Raw genomic sequence first — 15157 nt, forward strand, 5'->3', positions numbered from 1 at the left:
ACAAAAAACCTACAGTAACCTCCGCCAAGGCAGCCACCAATGGGTGGCAGGAATGGATTCTGGCCCGCTGTCCGGTGGGCTCTGACAAGGAAGTTAAAGCATGCACACGGCTATCAGTCCGACCATCTATACGCTCGGCCCCGAGGGTACCAATTGCGCCACCGCCGCGCAGTGGTGGCTTGATTCTCGTGAAGCGCGCAATGGCACGCAGCGAATTGTTCTGCATGAGACGCTTGAGCAAGCCTTTGATGAGTTGTCCGGGAAACAGGACGGCTATCTTTTAAGCTGCGCCGCGTACCCCGATTTGCATACGCTGATTTTTACCCGCCTGGGCGATATGGAGCTGTGCGACAGCTTCATCATGCCGACCCACTCCATGGTGCTTGCCAGCCGTACCAGCGCCGACCAGATAAAGAGTGTGGCAACCCATCCCGCGCCCCAATCCCTGGTGGCAAGCCACTACCGCAAAGTGTTCGCCAACAGCAATGCCGATGCCGCCGTGCTGTGCAGCACTGGCCAGGCAGATGCGTGCGTGACCACCGTGGTCGCGGCAGACCTGCATGAGCTGAACATCATTGAGGATTTCGGCCAGGTGCCGATGGCCTTTCTGGTCCATTCGCTGAAGCGAGCCGACCATGCAAAAGCCTGATCCGCTGTCGACCCTGGTCAATATCGTCGACGAAGTGCGTGCCCGCCAGGAACTGGATGGCAGCATCAAGGCGCCGAACGTAGCCGACCATGCCCTCATCAACCGCTTGATCACCGAGCTCGACCGGCACGCTGCAATGATCGACGGGCTATCTGCGCCGCTGTTGACGGCGACCCTGGAAGACCTGGGCAACTGGCTGAAGAATGGCCTGGATCAACGGCCTCTATTCGATAAAACTCTCGCCAGTTTCAACACCCCTGCACCCGGCGACGCCTTGTTTCTACTGGCCCCCATGCGCGCGACCAACGGCCCTGACCCCGAAGGCTTTCGGCTGGAGCTGGTCACCGGCTACCGCAGTGAAACCCCTTACCTGGCAAAGGCCGCGCAGTACACCGAGCAGTACGTGGCACCGTTTCAATGCATCAAGCTGGGAGCGGCCTCGAAGGGGTTCCTGCAAGGCAATTGCATAGTGCTGTTTCCAGAGTCCGTGGCGACGGCAGCCAAGGTCGATAAACAGACCTTCGCGCTGTTCTTCTTCAGCAAGTTTCTGCGTATCTACAACGAACAGACACTCGTCGAGGCAGACCGTCTGTTCGGGCGCCAAAGCCCGTTCCTGTTCGGCCAATTGAGCAGCCGCCAGATGTCTGAGCCAGACATGTACGACGCGCGTTGCCTGTGGGGTTATTACCATGACTATGCGCACCACACCGGGCCACGCCCGTTGGACAAAAACCTGTACATAAAGCTGAACTGGTTTACCGGCCTGCTGGAAGAAACCAAGTGTGACTTGATTACGGTGCGCCTGGTGCTGGAACACCGTCCGGACTTTTGGCGTGAAATCGCCGAGTTCATTCTGCTCGAGCGCATGTTCCGCTACCCCAAGGACTCGGACCAGCATATGACGTTCGATGCCGGCACCGGGATTTTGCTCTTTGAGATGCTGATCAATGCCAACGCATTGGTCGAAACCGAGCACGGCCACCTCAGCTTTGACAGCGAGCGTCTTGACCAAAAGCTTGTGTCGATGATTGCCGATATCGAGGCCCTCGAAGCACTCGACGACGAGGCCTACCTGGCGGGTGCCAAAGCCTATGTTCAGCAACATCTGGGCACACCGCAAACCCCACTGGCACGTTTCAATTTCCCGGCCACGCACTACGCACGCCGCGTGCTGGCCGAGTGCCCCCAATGAATGCATTGAAGGTCCGTCTGCTGCTGTTCACCGTGGCCATTCTCGCGTTGTTCTCGATCAGTTGGCTGCTGTCGAAAAACCTGCTCGGTAGCATTTCGGTGATGCATGCCGTTGGGCTCAGGCTGTGGGCCACAACCGCCGCCTTATGGTTGATCGTGGCGTTCGGCACGCGACCGCCGCTGTCATCCAAGCCGCTGCTCGCAAGAATGCCGGGGTTTTTCATCCTGTCGATCCTGGGGTTCTCGCTCTATTTTGTCTGCAGCTTCGGCGCCTTGAAAACGCTGAAAGCCAGCGACCTGACCATGGTCCTGGCGACGATCCCGGGCATTACCTACTTGCTGGGCCTGCTGACACGCAGCCTGGGGTTTTCCTGGCTCAAACTGGCGGGTGTGGTGATCGTCAGTGTCGCGGCGCTGGCGTTCAATACCCACACCGGTGACGTTAGCGCAGTCAGCCCGTCTGGCATTGCGCTGGCCCTGGTCGCGGCGCTTTCCTACGCCGTTTATGGCCTGCTGTCCAAGCGCTACCTCAAGGATTTGCCACTGATCAACTCGCTGGCCTGGGTCACACTGATCGCCGCGGCGTGCTTTGTGCCGCTGTTCATTCTCGACCCCGCGCCCTTGTTGCGCCTGAACCTTGAGGATGCGCTCAAAGTGCTGATCCTGGGGGCTGCCTGCTCGGCGCCGGTGTATGTGTTGTACCAGAAGGTTTTGGCCGAGGGCGGCGTGCTGTATGCCAATGCGATTGGCTTGCTGGCACCGTTCGCCGTGGTCACCGGTGAGTGGTTGATCGGCTCCGGCACGACCTTGGGTGCAGTAAAAATCGTCGCGATGATTGCGGTCATGGTGGGGATCACCCTGTTATTCATGGATGCATCAGGCGCCTCGGGCTGGACGTTCAAGCGTCGTGCCCCAAACCAACCGGTTAGTGAGGAAATACAATGAAAAAGCTGGCGTTGGTTTGCCACCGCAGTGCCAAGTTGTCCTTTGTATTTGAGGCCGCAGAAGCGGCAGGTGTTGAACTGGTACTGATTTACGACACGACCGAGAGCGCCCCCGCGCACTTGCCGGCAGTCACGTCGACCTGGCAGCTGCCGGTTTTCGACGAGCCGCAGGTGGCGTTGGAAGCGTTCGCGGCCGGCGTGCAAGAGAGAGGGATTGGCGGGGTGATGACGGTTCGCGAAGAAGCGATCATCTGGACGGCACTGGCGGCGCAAAAAATCGGTACACCTGGCATCGATCCGCATGTGGCCGCGCTGGCCCGCAACAAGTACCTGATGCGCCAGGCCTTTGCCGAGGCAGGCTTGAGGTCGCCGGGCTTTTGCTACATCGATAACCCGCACGACCTGTCGCAAACCCGCGCCCTGGGGTTGCCACTGGTGATCAAGCCGCTCTCCGGCTGGTCGAGCACCGGTGTGATGCTGGCCAAAACGGCCGAAGAGCTTCCCGCCCTGGTCAACGCGGTCTGGGAGGTCCAGAGCAAGGACCTGGCTCGTTTCTATGACCAGGACAAAGCCGCAGGCCTGGTTGTTGAACAGTATTTGCCGGGTAAAGAATTCGTTGTGGAGTGCTTTGTTGATATCGAAGGGGTGCATGTCCTGGCAGTGGGCGACAAGGGCCAACCCGAAGGGCCCTGGTTTGAAGAAACGATCTACCGCCAGCGTCGAGATATCGACGACCCCTTGATCATGGCCCTGTGTGAGACCGCGCGCGCCGGGGTCAAGGCACTGGGCATTACCATGGGCGCCGCCCATGTGGAGCTGCGCCTGGATGCCAACCAGCAAGCGTATGTGATTGAAATCGGCGCACGCATAGGGGGCTCGGGGGTCTCGCACTTTGTGGTGGAACAGAGCACCGGCGTGTCGTTCGCCGCACTGTGCATGAAGGCCGCCCTGGGTTTGCCCACCCCGGCACTGCCCGATGTGCTGCCGGCCGCCAGAGTGGCAGCAAACTACATCATTCCTCTGCGCGGCGATGGCCGTTTCAACGGTTTCAGCGGGCTGGAAAAGGTCGCGGAGCACCCTGAAACCGCCCGGATCGTGACTTTTTTCGAGGCAGGGCATCTTTCACCACCCCCTCCCGCGTTTGGCGGCTACCCAGGGTTCATCTTCTCGGTACATGCCTCGGATGAGGCGGCGAGCGCTTACCACCAATGGCTTGATGCTTCCTTGAGCATCAACTGGAACCAATAAATACCACCCGTAGCCGGGTTCGGGAGTCGTGATATGGAACATCCGCAACTGGATTGGAATAACCTGGGTTTCAGCTACAGGAAAACCGACCTTCGTTACATCGCACATTGGCGTGACGGTCAGTGGCAGGAAGGTGCACTGACCGAAGATAACCAGCTGCATATCAGCGAAGGCTCAACCGCGTTGCATTATGGCCAGCAGTGTTTTGAGGGGATGAAGGCCTACCGTTGCAAGGATGGTTCGATCAACCTGTTTCGCCCCGATCAGAATGCTGCCCGTATGCAGCGCAGTTGCTCACGGCTGCTGATGCCGCCCGTCTCGACCGCGCAATTCATTGATGCCTGCAAGCAGGTGATCAAGGCCAACGAACGCTTCCTGCCGCCCTACGGAACAGGCAGCTCGCTGTATCTACGACCTTTCGTCATCGGTGTGGGCGATAACATCGGTGTGCGTACCGCGCCGGAGTTTATCTTCTGCGTGTTTTGCATCCCGGTCGGCGCGTTGTTCAAAGGCGTGTTGCAACCGAGCAACTTCATCATTTCGGACTACGACCGCGCCGCCCCCAATGGCACCGGCGCCGCCAAGGTCGGCGGAAACTACGCGGCCAGCCTGCTACCCGGTACCGAGGCACGGCAGGCGGGTTTTGCCGACTGCATTTACCTCGACCCGCTGACCCATAAAAAAATCGAAGAAGTCGGCTCGGCGAATTTCTTTGCCATCACCCATGACAACACCTTTGTGACCCCGCGTTCGCCTTCAGTATTGCCTGGCATCACCCGCGCCTCGTTGATCGAGCTTGCGCAAAGCCGTCTGGGGCTCAAGGCGGTGGAAGAGGATGTGTATATCGACAACCTGGCGGCGTACAAGGAAGCCGGCGCGTGCGGCACCGCGGCGGTTATCACACCGATTGGCGGTATCCGCTACAACGATCACCTGCATGTATTCCACAGTGAACATGAAGCCGGCCCGATGACCCAACGTTTGTTCAATGAGTTGACGGGCATCCAGAACGGCGACGTTGAAGCGCCGGCAGGCTGGATCGAAAAAGTCTAAAGCCCTGAGGCGCTCGCTGTGCCGACACCCCGTGGGTGTCAGTACAACGGGCCGATCAAGCGTCAGACAGACCGGCCGAAAGGGCTCATGTCCGCCCCACCGAACCGGTAACCGGCAAGTTGCCGAGCAACTTGAGCCCGGTGCTTTTCACAAAGGTGTCGTAGTCCATCGGCTTCTGGATACGGGTTTCGGCGTTGGGCAGCACATAGGCCCAGGCACGTTTGGACGAAGCGTCGTACACCAGCTTGAACAGGCGTGTCGGCACCCACACCTTGTTGTCGCCGATGGTGCTGTAGCCGGCATCAAACAACGGGCCGGTGAACACAAACACATTACCGCCTGCACGTACCGCGAACTTGCGCACGTCGGCCTCGACCTTGCTCCAGATCTTGCGGTTATTGGTGGGGTCTTGCGGCACCATGTTCGACAAGGCGAAGGACTGCGCCATGGCATTTGCACTTGGCGCATCGGCGGCTGGGGACTGGTGGCCGCGGTCCACCGCCGGGTGCTGGCTGCGGTAGTCGCTCAGCTCGGCGCGGGCGCCTTTGGGAATGCGCGGATCGGGATAAAACTGGTTGGTGCGCTCTTCACCCTTGGCGTCTTTCAACTGTGCGGCGTTCAAACGCTCGACCACCACCAAAGGCGTCTTGCTGGTTTGCGAGTAGAGCACCGCAAAGTGATCCGAACACAGCGCCATGGGTTTCATCGAGGCGGGTACGGTGGCCGTGTTGATCGGCGTGGCGCCAGGAAACAGGTCCGCGCAGCCGTCGAAGGAGAGCTGTTTTTCTTGACGGGAATAGAGACCAAGGGCCGCGCTTTGGCTGATGGAGCTTGAGCGCGAAGTGTGTTCATGGGCCGGTGGTTTGATCAGGTCCAGCAGGCTGCGGGCCTGCGCGCCGGGCGAGAGCAGAACACACGCCGACAGGCCGACTGCAATGATGCGTAAGTGCATGTTTTATATCTTAAAGTGAGGAGCCTAATGGACCCTCACTTTAAACTTTAGTGCGACGCCTGACGGATCGAATTCCAGGCCACCTGCGCCAGGCTCCCCACCTCGTTAAAGCACGCCAGCGCTTCACGCAGGATGCTGCGCCTGCCGGGGAAGCAACTTGCCGAACTGGCAGGCGGCACCATGACCGTGAAGCTCGCTTAGCACCTAGTGCCCTGCCACCGCAGGCCCATCGGCTGACCGCCGTCCCGGTTTGAAGCCATGGGCATGCGCCGTGCAGGCAATCACCAACGCTACCAGCAGCAACAGCGTCATTGCCCATGGAAATGAGGCGGCGCCCCACGTTTCCAGCAACACGCCACCGACCACGCCGCTGGCCGCAATGGCGCTGTTCCACGCCACCACGTTCAGCGACAGCGCCACGTCCGCGCCCTCTCCAGCGGCATCGGCCAACGCGGTTTGCAGCAGTGTCGCGGCCCCCCCAAAGCTCAGGCCCCACACGGCCACGCCAAGGTAGATCACCTGCGGCACGCTGCCCAAAAAGCCGAACACCAGGGTTACTGCCGCAAACGTCACCAGGCTTACCAGCACCGTCTTACGCAACAACGGCTCGACCAGCTTGGCCGTCAACCAGATCCCCACCAACGCGGCAATGCCGAACACCAGCAAGACTAAATCCACACGTTCAGCCAAGCCTGCACGCGCCACAAACGGGGCAATGTAGGTGTACAAAATGTTGTGCGCCAGCATCCAACTGATCACCACCGCCAGCACCGGCCGCACGCCGGGCGTGGTCAGCACTTGGCCCAGGGACAGCCGCTGGTGCGCAGGCTGCGGTGGATAGTCCGGGACTTTCACCAGCACCCACACGATCAGCAGCAGCGTCAGCGCCGACATCAGGCCGAACGTCGTACGCCAGCCCACCAGGCTGCCCAGCCAAGTGCCCAGCGGCACACCCAGCGACAACGCAATCGGCGTACCCACCATGGCCAGTGCCAGCGCCCGGCCCTGTTGATGCGGCGCAACCATGCGCCGGGCATAACCGGCCAGCAGGCTCCAGGCCAGCCCTGCCGCCACGCCGGCAAAGAACCGCGCCACCAGGGTTACGCCGTACTGGGACGACAGCGCGGTGATGGAGTTAAACAGCAGAAAGCCGACGATAGTCAGCAGCAACACGTTGCGCCGCCGCCAGCCACGGGTGGCAATGGTCATGGGAATCACCGCCAGCACCGACCCCAGCGCGTAGGCCGTGACCATCTGCCCGGCCATCGACGGCGAAATCGCCAGGCCGTCGCTGATCAACGGCAACAGCCCTGCGGGCAGGGTTTCAGTGACGATGCAGATAAAGCCGGTCATGGCCAGGGCGAGCAAGGCGCCAATGGGCAGACGGTCGGATACCGCGGATAGGCTGAGTGAGGGTGTCACGGGAGACTCCTTGAGATGACTTAGATACTGATCGATATAAATGTTGCGTGCACACACAGCTCGTTGTCAGCGACTTATGTATCGACTAGTATTTATCTCGCTTACCCAGAGGATTCCCGACATGGCACAAATGGGCCGCCCGCGTAATTTCGACCGAGACCAGGCCGTGGAACAGGCCATGCACCTGTTTTGGCAGCACGGTTACGACGCCACCTCCCTCGCCCAGCTCAAGGCCGGGTTGGGTGGCGGTATCTCCGCGCCGAGTTTTTACGCCGCATTCGGCTCCAAAGAAGCGCTGTTCGATGAATGCGTGCAGCGTTATCTGGCCACCTACGCCCAGGTCACCGAATGCCTGTGGGATGAGGCTTTGCCCCCGCGTAAGGCCATCGAAACCGCGCTGCGCCAGTCGGCGCGCATGCAGTGTGAAGACGGGCACCCCAAAGGCTGCATGGTGGCGCTGGGCGTGATGAGCGCACCCAGCCCGGAGAACGCGCGGGTCGCGGACGCACTGACGCAATCGCGGGTGCGCACCCGGGCGGGTATCGTCGCCTGCGTTGAGCGCGGGATACGTCTTGGGCAATTGCCGGGCACCACGCAGGCAGCGTCGATGGCGACGGTATTTGACAGTTTCTTGCAGGGCGTTTCGATTCTGGCGCGCGATAACGTGCCGCATGTGGCTATCGACGCGGCGATCACTCAACTCCTGCTGACATGGGATGTTGCAGCCTCAACCGTCGCACCGCGCACCCACTTCAATCACGCCTGAACCGGCCCGTTATCGGCCCAGCCGATGCACACCCGCGAATTATCGATTTGAGCCTTTGTTGAAGCGCCCCGACTATGGGGCCACTTCCAACAACAAAAACAAAGGACTCGCCATGACTGCCCGATTTCACAACCCAGTAGACACGCGTTTCGGCTGCGGCAGCCTGCTCGAGCTTGCCGACATCACCCAAGGCCAGACCGTGGCGCTGGTGACCTTTCCCGAAGCGCGTGGGCTGGGCCTGGTGGAACGCATCCAGGACCTGCTCGGCGACCGCCTGGTGTACCTCATCGAAGACGTGCAGCCCAACCCCGACGTGGCGCAACTGCGCGATACCTATGAACGTTTCTGGCAGGTAGCCGGCGACTGTGATGCGGTGATTGCCGTGGGCGGCGGCAGCGCGATCGACACGGCCAAAGCGCTGATTGTGGGCACCGAGTCCGGCCGTTTCGATGAGTTGCTGGCGTTGCTGGCCACGGGCAAACCCTTTGTGCCTGCGCGCAGCAAAATCCTGATTGCCGCGCCCACCACGGCGGGAACCGGCAGTGAAGTCACGCCTTGGGCCACCATTTGGGACTCGGCGAGCCTGAAAAAGTACTCGCTGCACCTGGCGTGTACCTGGCCGAAGGTGGCGATCATCGACCCACAATTGATGCTCACCGTGCCCGCCGGCGTCACCGTCTCCACCGGGCTGGACGCCTTGTCCCATGCGTTGGAAGCGGTATGGAACATCAATGCCAACCCCATCTCGGATACGTTCGCCATTTCGGCCATCGAAGACATCCTCGAATGCCTGCCGTTGCTGCGGCGTGACCTGGCCAATCAGGAACTGCGCTCGCGCATGGCGTTGGCGGCCCTTAAAGCCGGGTTGGCGTTCTCCAACACCAAGACCGCCCTCGCCCATTCCATCTCCTACGAAATGACCCTGCACCACGGCCTGCCGCATGGCATTGCCTGCTCGTTCACGCTGCCGCTGGTGCTGGGCCTGGCCTGGGGTCGCAACGCAGCGCGTGACCGAACCCTTCAGCGGATTTTCGGCAGCGACTTGCAGCACGCCCAACACAGGCTGCGCGACTTTCTGCACAGCCTTGAGGTGAAGACGGAGTTTGCCGACTACGGTGTAACAGCCTCCCAGGCCGAAGCCATGATCAACTTCGCCCTGCAGGGCGCACGCGGCAAAAACTTCATCGGTGCCCACGCCGCCTGAAGCCAGCCGTTTACCCCTGTAGCGACGATTTCCTGCCGCACCCTCGCAAGAGTGCGCCCACCGACACCACTCGGTGGGAACCAACAATAAAAAGGAAAAGATCATGAACCGTGCCCAAGCCTTGCCTGGCCTTACCGTGAAAACCGCCTCGTTTCGAGTCGCCCAATGGCGAATGCTGCTGGCAGCGATGTTCTGCTACCTGTTTTTCTACACTGGCCGGCAAACCTTCGGTTTTGCCATCCCCGGCATCCAGGCCGAGTTCGGCTTGACCAAGGAAACCCTCGGCTGGGCCTCTGCGGCCATGCTGTGGGCCTACGCTATCGGCCAGGCCATCAACGGGAACCTTGCCGATAAGTTTGGCGGGCGGCGCATCATGACCCTCGGCGCGGTGCTGTCGTGCGCCGCCAACTGGGTGACCAGCTTTGCCGGCGGTTTTGCCAGCCTGATCCTGCCCTGGGGCCTCAATGGCTATTTTCAGGCCCTGGGCTGGGCGCCCGGCAGCCGGCTGATCTCCAACTGGTGGAGCGCGGGCGAGCGCGGCAAGGTCTACGGCTTTTATGTCTTCGCCGCCGGTTGCGCCTCGATCCTGTCCTACGTCACATCGATTATCGTGCTTGAAGTGCTGCAACTGGAATGGCGCTGGATCTTCCGCTTGCCGGTGCTGCTGATGCTCGCCGGCGGCATCATCTTTTACCTGGTGGCCCGCGAACGCCCACAGGACATGGGTTTCGAAGCCCTTGCCGATACCGGCGTGGCCAATGCCGAAGACAAGAACCATGAGGTGGCGCACGGCGCCGTCGAAAGCTCGTTACAGCGCTACAAGGCGGTGCTGAAAAATGCCCGCCTGATCATCGCAGCCGTGTCCCTGGGGTTTCAGAACGCTGCGCGCTACGGCTTGATCGTGTGGGTGCCGGTGCACTTCCTGGGCGCCAACTGGAAAAGCGGCGACAGCCTGGTCGACCCCAAGTGGATCACCGTTGCCTTGCCCGTTGGCATGGCCATCGGCGCCTTGAGCAATGGCTGGGTGTCGGACAAGCTGTTCGGATCAAAACGCTACCTGGCGATCATGCTGTACATGGTCCTCGGTGCCGCCACCAGCCTGTGGATGTGGAGCCTGCCGCCGCATAGCGCCATCGGCCTGGTCGCGTTGTTTCTGTGTGGCTTTTTCGTCTATGGCCCGGCGTCGAGTTTCTGGGCTCTGTGCCCGGACCTGGTCGGCGCCAAGCGCGCCGGGACCGCGACCGGTGTGATGAATTTCTCGTCCTACCTGTTTGCCGGGCTGGCGGAACCGCTGATCGGCAGTATGCTCGACAGTACCGGCAATACGTCGCTGATCTTTCTGGTGGTGACGACTGCCTGCCTGAGCAGCGCGGTGGTCGCACTGTTCATCAGACGCTGAGCCAGCCACAGGACCTTTGCATGTACCAGTACCACAAGTGGCTGCGCTCCTTTCATGCGGTGGCGAAGACCGGCAGTTTCACCCTTGCCGCCGAGTTCCTGAGTGTTGGGCAGCCGACCGTCAGCGAACAGGTGAATGCCCTGGAAAGGAAGTTCTCCGTTGAGTTGTTCCACCGGCGCGGGCGTTTTGTCGAAATGAGCGCCGCGGGCCACCAGCTGTATGCGATCACCCAGGGCCTGTTCGGGCAAGAGGATGAAGCCGTGCAATTGCTGCAGAGTTTCAAGCAACGCAAGCTCGGCATGTTACGCCTGGGGGCGGTGTCGCCGCCGATTGCGATGAACCTGACGTACGAGCTGATGCAACGTCACCCGGATATCGAGCTGGAAACCTCCTTCTCACCCGAAAAGGAAACCCTGGACCGGCTGTTCAATTTTGATATCGATGTGGCGATCCTGGCGCTGTCCGAATTCGACCAGCGCTTCGACACGCAGCTTTACCACCGTTACCCGATCATTGCCGTGGTGCGCAACGACCATCCTTGGGCCAGCCAGAAGGAGGTGCATGTGGAGCAGATCAGTCAGGAGAAATGGGTGATGCGTGAAAAAAGCTCGCGCACCCGCCAACTGGTGGAGGAAAGCTGCACACGCCTGGGTGTCTCGCTTAATTGTGTGATGCAACTCAACAGCCGCGAAGCCATCGTGCATGCGATCGCCAAGGGTATCGGTATCGGTTTTGTATCGGCGGTCGAATACGCCGAAACGCCCGGTACGACCCCGATTACCTTTGTAAATCACCCGTTTTCCATCGACTACCACCTGTGTTGCCTGGGCATCCGACGCAATCGACCCATGATCGCCGAACTGTTCGACTCAAGCCCCACACCGACCACCTGAATACCCCACACGCTTGACCCTTGAACTGGCCGCCTACCTCTCGCACGCGAAAGGGACGGCCTCCCTGTACCCGCAACTGGAGATTGACCATGCATTACCAACAACCCAAGCAACTGCAAGCTGTCGTCCTGGACTGGGCAGGCACCGTGGTGGATTTCGGCTCGTTTGCCCCCACCCAGATTTTCGTCGAAGCCTTTGCCGAGTTTGGCGTGGCGGTGTCACTGGAGGAGGCGCGCGGCCCCATGGGCATGGGCAAGTGGGACCACATCCGTACGCTGTGCAACCAGCCGCAAATTGCCGAACGCTACCGCGCCGTGTTTGATCGCCTGCCGACCGATGAGGACGTCACCGCGCTGTATGAACGCTTCATGCCCCTGCAAATCGAAAAGATTGCACTGCATTCGGCGGTGATCCCCGGCGCCCTGGAAGCCATTGCAGCCCTGCGCAGCAAAGGCCTCAAAATCGGCTCGTGCTCGGGCTACCCGGCAGTGGTCATGGCCAAAGTCGTGGAGCTGGCCCGCCAGAACGGCTACGTCGCCGACCACGTGGTGGCCACCGATGAAGTGCCCAACGGCCGCCCGTACCCGGCGCAGGCGTTGGCCAATGTGATCGCGCTGGGCATCAGCGACGTCGCGGCGTGCGTCAAGGTCGATGACACCTGGCCGGGTATTCTCGAAGGGCGCAGCGCCGGCATGTGGACGGTGGCACTCACATGCTCCGGCAATGCCCTGGGCCTGACCTACGAGCAGTTCAAGGCGCTGCCGGCGCAGAAACTTGCCGAAGAACGTACACGCATCGGCCAGCTGTTCGAAGGCGCCCGCCCGCATTACCTGATCGACACCATCGTCGATCTGGCGGCGGTGGTTGAAGACATCAACGCCCGCCTGGCACGCGGGGAAACACCCCAAGGCGTCTGACCGGTTCGGGGCACGCCTGCTGTTAAAGCGTGCCCCATTCGTCCCGACATGCCAGCAAAAAATCCACAAACGCCCGCACCCGATGCGGCACATAGCGCCCATGGGGATACAGCAAGGTGAAGGGCCGTGAACGCCCGCCAAACGGCTTCAGCACTTCAACCAGGCTGCCGTCGGCCAATTCACGCTCAACGATAAACTTGTAGGTCTGAAACAACCCCGCGCCGTGTTTGGCCAGGGTTACGCCGCCCAGCACATCATGGGCAATGCTGTAACCGGCCTCTCCGGCAAACTCCTGCTCCTGGCCTTGCAGCTGGAACAGCCAGGGGATGCGCCGGCCATTGCTGGGCAGTTCAAACTGAATGCACTCATGCAATGGCAGATCGTCCAGCGTCTGCGGTGTGCCGACGCGCTGCAAGTACGCAGGCGCAGCGATAACCACCAACTCAGCATCTTCCAGCAGCCGCGCGATCAGCGACGAATCCGGCTGGGCGCGCACGCGAATGGCCAGGTCATAACCTTCGGCAACGAAGTCGATATTGCGGTTGCTGATGTGGATATCCACAGTGACTTGCGGGTACTGCGCACGGAACCTGGGCAGCAGCGGCAGCAAGCGGTGATGCGCGTAGGTGGTCGGCACACTGATGCGCAAGCGCCCGGACGGCACCGCCTGCGCGCCCATCACCTGTTGCTGGGCCTCCACCAGTTGCGTCAGCGCCTGGCGGCACTGCTCGTAAAATGTGCGGCCGCTGTCGGTGAGGCGAATGCTGCGCGTGGTGCGCACAAACAAGCGCGAGCCCAGGCGTTCTTCCAGGCGCGAAATACTGCGGCTGACGGCGGCCGGGGTAACGCCCGCAGCCTGCGCAGCAGCGGTAAAACTGCCGGCTTCGGCAGCGAGGCAGAACAGCTCGATGCTGCCCAGCTGTAAATCTTCGAAATGGCGTTTCATGATTGATTACATCGGCTCACTATCCGACGTCATTCTTACCAGCCTCTTGGCCTTTAATACAGCGCGCCGGACGAGAATGAGTCATCGGCCTTCTTTGTGTCCGGCAGGTTAACGCACGATGGCGGCGGCACTGAATGCGTGGATCTTGTCGACGATCTGGCGTGATGCCGTCCGGATTGCCGTGGTGGTATTGCCGGCAATGTGCGGCGTCAATTGCGCATTGGCAATAGCGGTCAATGGCGAGTCGAAGCGGTCTTTCTCCAGGGCAAAGGTATCGATGGCCACCGCTTTGATATGCCTGGGAAACTCGCCCATGAAGGCGGCCAACTGGTGTTCGTCGACGATCCCGCCGCGCGCGGTATTGATGAGGATTGAGCCCTGGCGCATCTGCCGGAACTCGGCAGTGCCGAACAAGCCTCGGGTTTGCGGGGTGAGCGGTACGTGGATCGAGACGATGTCCGCCTCGGCCAGTAACGGTTCAAGACCCGCCCGTCGTTCAAGCCCAAGGCTGCGCGCCACCGCTTCGGTAAAGCGTTCGGACCCGGTGGCGATCACCTTGAGGCCAAGCGCCGCAGCCTTGCGCGCCACCTGCCGGGCAATGCTGCCGGTGCCCACCAGCCCAAGCGTCAGTTCGGCGTATTCGCAGGCAGGTGCCAGGGTGCCTTTTGCCCAATGGCCGTTGTGCGTTTCGGCGTTGTAGTCATCCAGGTCGCGCGACAGATACAGCGCCTGGGCCACGACGTATTCGGCAACAGCGGCCGCGTTTGAGCCCGGCGTGTTAAGGATCGCCACGCCACACTGCTCGCACGCCAGCCGGTCAATATGATTGACCCCTGTGCCAGCCTGGGCAACGGCGCGCAGTGGCGTGGCCAACGCCGTCGAGGTGGCAGCGCGGATCAGGCCGGCGCCCAAGGGGATGTTCAGGCGCGTCTTGAACACGCTGTAGCCGCCGGCCTGACTCACGGCGGCAATAAAGCCAGGCTCGTCATGGCAGTTGATCTCGGCATAGTGAATGCGCGCGCCGTAGTGCTGCCGAATGCGCTCTTTGTCCGCGAAATAATACAGGTTGAGGGTGACACCCAGACCCAGCTCAAGAAAGCGATCGACTTCCTCAAACAGTAACGGCGGCCCGGGGGCATCCAGTATCAGGGTGGTGAATGCCATACAGTTGATTCTCCTGGAGGGTAGCGCCTGCCGATACCCAGGTTGCCCTGGGGATAGGGGTTAATTGATCGTTCCCACGCTCCGCGTGGGAATGCCGCCCCGGACGCTCTGCGTCCAGCGCTTGAAGGCGTGACGCGGAGCGTCACCGGATGCATTCCCACGCAGAGCGTGGGAACGATCACTGTGAAAAAAGCCAACACGGTGCTGATCACGCGCCACTATACCTTCACCAAGCCGGACGCCCTGTGCACCCCGCAAGATTTCGCGGCGATGAAGCCGGCGATTGAAGGCATGGTCAATGACTTGAAAAGCCAGATCATTGTGCAGGCGATGTAAGCTACTGAGAGCTAGGAACGGGCGCTGCCTGCCAGTGGGCGAGCGTGAACGACGAACACCGTCACTTGTGGCG

General features: G+C 61.0%; 14 protein-coding genes and 1 pseudogene. 11 read left to right on the forward strand and 4 right to left on the reverse strand.

Features of this window, described 5'->3' with window-relative positions; all coding sequences use genetic code 11:
• The first annotated feature begins 100 nt into the window (after window positions 1–100).
• From HU759_RS20830 to HU759_RS20850, 5 genes are read left to right on the forward strand one after another with little or no spacing between them, the layout of a single operon-like run.
• Window positions 101–649 (forward strand): hypothetical protein, encoded by a 549-nt coding sequence (locus HU759_RS20830; protein WP_017136993.1) that lies wholly within the window; start codon window positions 101–103, stop codon window positions 647–649.
• Window positions 636–1841 carry a DUF6421 family protein gene (locus tag HU759_RS20835; RefSeq protein WP_186617795.1) on the forward strand — a complete coding sequence of 402 codons (1206 nt, stop codon included), beginning with the start codon at window positions 636–638 and terminating at the stop codon, window positions 1839–1841. The genes HU759_RS20830 and HU759_RS20835 overlap by 14 nt, the downstream gene beginning before the upstream one ends.
• On the forward strand, window positions 1838–2785 hold the full coding sequence (locus HU759_RS20840; RefSeq protein ID WP_170037873.1) for a DMT family transporter: 948 nt from the start codon (window positions 1838–1840) through the stop codon (window positions 2783–2785). Before HU759_RS20835 ends, HU759_RS20840 begins: the two co-directional genes overlap by 4 nt.
• Window positions 2782–4032 carry an ATP-grasp domain-containing protein gene (locus HU759_RS20845; RefSeq protein WP_186617793.1) on the forward strand — a complete coding sequence of 417 codons (1251 nt, stop codon included), beginning with the start codon at window positions 2782–2784 and terminating at the stop codon, window positions 4030–4032. The genes HU759_RS20840 and HU759_RS20845 overlap by 4 nt, the downstream gene beginning before the upstream one ends.
• A 33-nt stretch (window positions 4033–4065) precedes the next feature.
• Window positions 4066–5085: a branched-chain amino acid aminotransferase gene (locus HU759_RS20850; protein WP_017136997.1), complete on the forward strand. Its 1020-nt coding sequence runs from the start codon at window positions 4066–4068 to the stop codon at window positions 5083–5085.
• Window positions 5086–5170: 85 nt separating this feature from the next.
• Here HU759_RS20850 and HU759_RS20855 read toward each other — a convergent pair whose 3' ends face one another.
• Window positions 5171–6037, reverse strand: coding sequence for a DNA/RNA non-specific endonuclease (locus tag HU759_RS20855; RefSeq protein WP_017136998.1), 867 nt, complete (start codon window positions 6035–6037; stop codon window positions 5171–5173).
• A 204-nt stretch (window positions 6038–6241) separates the two neighbouring features.
• On the reverse strand, window positions 6242–7459 hold the full coding sequence (locus HU759_RS20860) for an MFS transporter (RefSeq protein WP_186617791.1): 1218 nt from the start codon (window positions 7457–7459) through the stop codon (window positions 6242–6244).
• 121 nt (window positions 7460–7580) lie between these two features.
• Here HU759_RS20860 and HU759_RS20865 point away from each other — a divergent pair, with 121 nt between their 5' ends.
• The 5 genes from HU759_RS20865 (at window position 7581) to phnX (ending at window position 12638) form a co-directional block, all read left to right on the forward strand.
• A complete protein-coding gene (locus HU759_RS20865) occupies window positions 7581–8225 on the forward strand; it encodes a TetR/AcrR family transcriptional regulator (protein ID WP_170037867.1) in 645 nt (214 codons plus the stop codon).
• A 112-nt stretch (window positions 8226–8337) separates the two neighbouring features.
• On the forward strand, window positions 8338–9429 hold the full coding sequence (psrA, locus tag HU759_RS20870; RefSeq protein WP_026013707.1) for an iron-containing alcohol dehydrogenase PsrA: 1092 nt from the start codon (window positions 8338–8340) through the stop codon (window positions 9427–9429).
• Between the two features lie 103 nt (window positions 9430–9532).
• Window positions 9533–10828 (forward strand): MFS transporter, encoded by a 1296-nt coding sequence (locus HU759_RS20875; protein WP_017137002.1) that lies wholly within the window; start codon window positions 9533–9535, stop codon window positions 10826–10828.
• 20 nt (window positions 10829–10848) lie between these two features.
• Complete coding sequence (locus tag HU759_RS20880) at window positions 10849–11721, forward strand: LysR substrate-binding domain-containing protein (RefSeq protein WP_017137003.1); 873 nt, start codon at window positions 10849–10851, stop codon at window positions 11719–11721.
• 89 nt (window positions 11722–11810) lie between these two features.
• The gene (phnX, locus tag HU759_RS20885) at window positions 11811–12638 is read left to right on the forward strand and encodes a phosphonoacetaldehyde hydrolase (RefSeq protein WP_017137004.1); all 828 of its coding nucleotides are present in this window, start codon (window positions 11811–11813) and stop codon (window positions 12636–12638) included.
• Between the two features lie 22 nt (window positions 12639–12660).
• Here the strand turns inward: phnX and HU759_RS20890 are convergent, their stop codons facing one another.
• Together HU759_RS20890 and HU759_RS20895 are read right to left on the reverse strand one after the other, a co-directional pair.
• Window positions 12661–13584 (reverse strand): LysR family transcriptional regulator, encoded by a 924-nt coding sequence (locus tag HU759_RS20890; protein ID WP_170037863.1) that lies wholly within the window; start codon window positions 13582–13584, stop codon window positions 12661–12663.
• Window positions 13585–13692: 108 nt separating this feature from the next.
• Window positions 13693–14748 carry an NAD(P)-dependent oxidoreductase gene (locus HU759_RS20895; protein WP_186617789.1) on the reverse strand — a complete coding sequence of 352 codons (1056 nt, stop codon included), beginning with the start codon at window positions 14746–14748 and terminating at the stop codon, window positions 13693–13695.
• Window positions 14749–14931: 183 nt separating this feature from the next.
• On the opposite strand from HU759_RS20895, the pseudogene HU759_RS20900 reads away from it, so the two are divergent.
• A pseudogene (locus HU759_RS20900) lies at window positions 14932–15084 on the forward strand (hypothetical protein); the annotation flags it as partial.
• Window positions 15085–15157: the final 73 nt, after the last annotated feature.

The organism is Pseudomonas sp. OE 28.3 (genome assembly GCF_014268205.2).
Classification (GTDB): Bacteria; Pseudomonadota; Gammaproteobacteria; order Pseudomonadales; family Pseudomonadaceae; genus Aquipseudomonas; species Aquipseudomonas edaphica.

Excerpts from the sequence above, each read along its gene's own strand:
- HU759_RS20855 (WP_017136998.1), bottom strand. The coding sequence starts at position 6,037 with ATGCACTTACGCATCATTGCAGTCGGCCTGTCGGCGTGTGTTCTGCTC.
- psrA (WP_026013707.1), top strand. The coding sequence starts at position 8,338 with ATGACTGCCCGATTTCACAACCCAGTAGACACGCGTTTCGGCTGCGGC.
- HU759_RS20840 (WP_170037873.1), top strand. The coding sequence starts at position 1,838 with ATGAATGCATTGAAGGTCCGTCTGCTGCTGTTCACCGTGGCCATTCTC.
- HU759_RS20835 (WP_186617795.1), top strand. The coding sequence starts at position 636 with ATGCAAAAGCCTGATCCGCTGTCGACCCTGGTCAATATCGTCGACGAA.
- HU759_RS20875 (WP_017137002.1), top strand. The coding sequence starts at position 9,533 with ATGAACCGTGCCCAAGCCTTGCCTGGCCTTACCGTGAAAACCGCCTCG.
- HU759_RS20895 (WP_186617789.1), bottom strand. The coding sequence starts at position 14,748 with ATGGCATTCACCACCCTGATACTGGATGCCCCCGGGCCGCCGTTACTG.
- phnX (WP_017137004.1), top strand. The coding sequence starts at position 11,811 with ATGCATTACCAACAACCCAAGCAACTGCAAGCTGTCGTCCTGGACTGG.
- HU759_RS20845 (WP_186617793.1), top strand. The coding sequence starts at position 2,782 with ATGAAAAAGCTGGCGTTGGTTTGCCACCGCAGTGCCAAGTTGTCCTTT.
- HU759_RS20880 (WP_017137003.1), top strand. The coding sequence starts at position 10,849 with ATGTACCAGTACCACAAGTGGCTGCGCTCCTTTCATGCGGTGGCGAAG.
- HU759_RS20865 (WP_170037867.1), top strand. The coding sequence starts at position 7,581 with ATGGCACAAATGGGCCGCCCGCGTAATTTCGACCGAGACCAGGCCGTG.
- HU759_RS20850 (WP_017136997.1), top strand. The coding sequence starts at position 4,066 with ATGGAACATCCGCAACTGGATTGGAATAACCTGGGTTTCAGCTACAGG.
- HU759_RS20890 (WP_170037863.1), bottom strand. The coding sequence starts at position 13,584 with ATGAAACGCCATTTCGAAGATTTACAGCTGGGCAGCATCGAGCTGTTC.
- HU759_RS20830 (WP_017136993.1), top strand. The coding sequence starts at position 101 with ATGCACACGGCTATCAGTCCGACCATCTATACGCTCGGCCCCGAGGGT.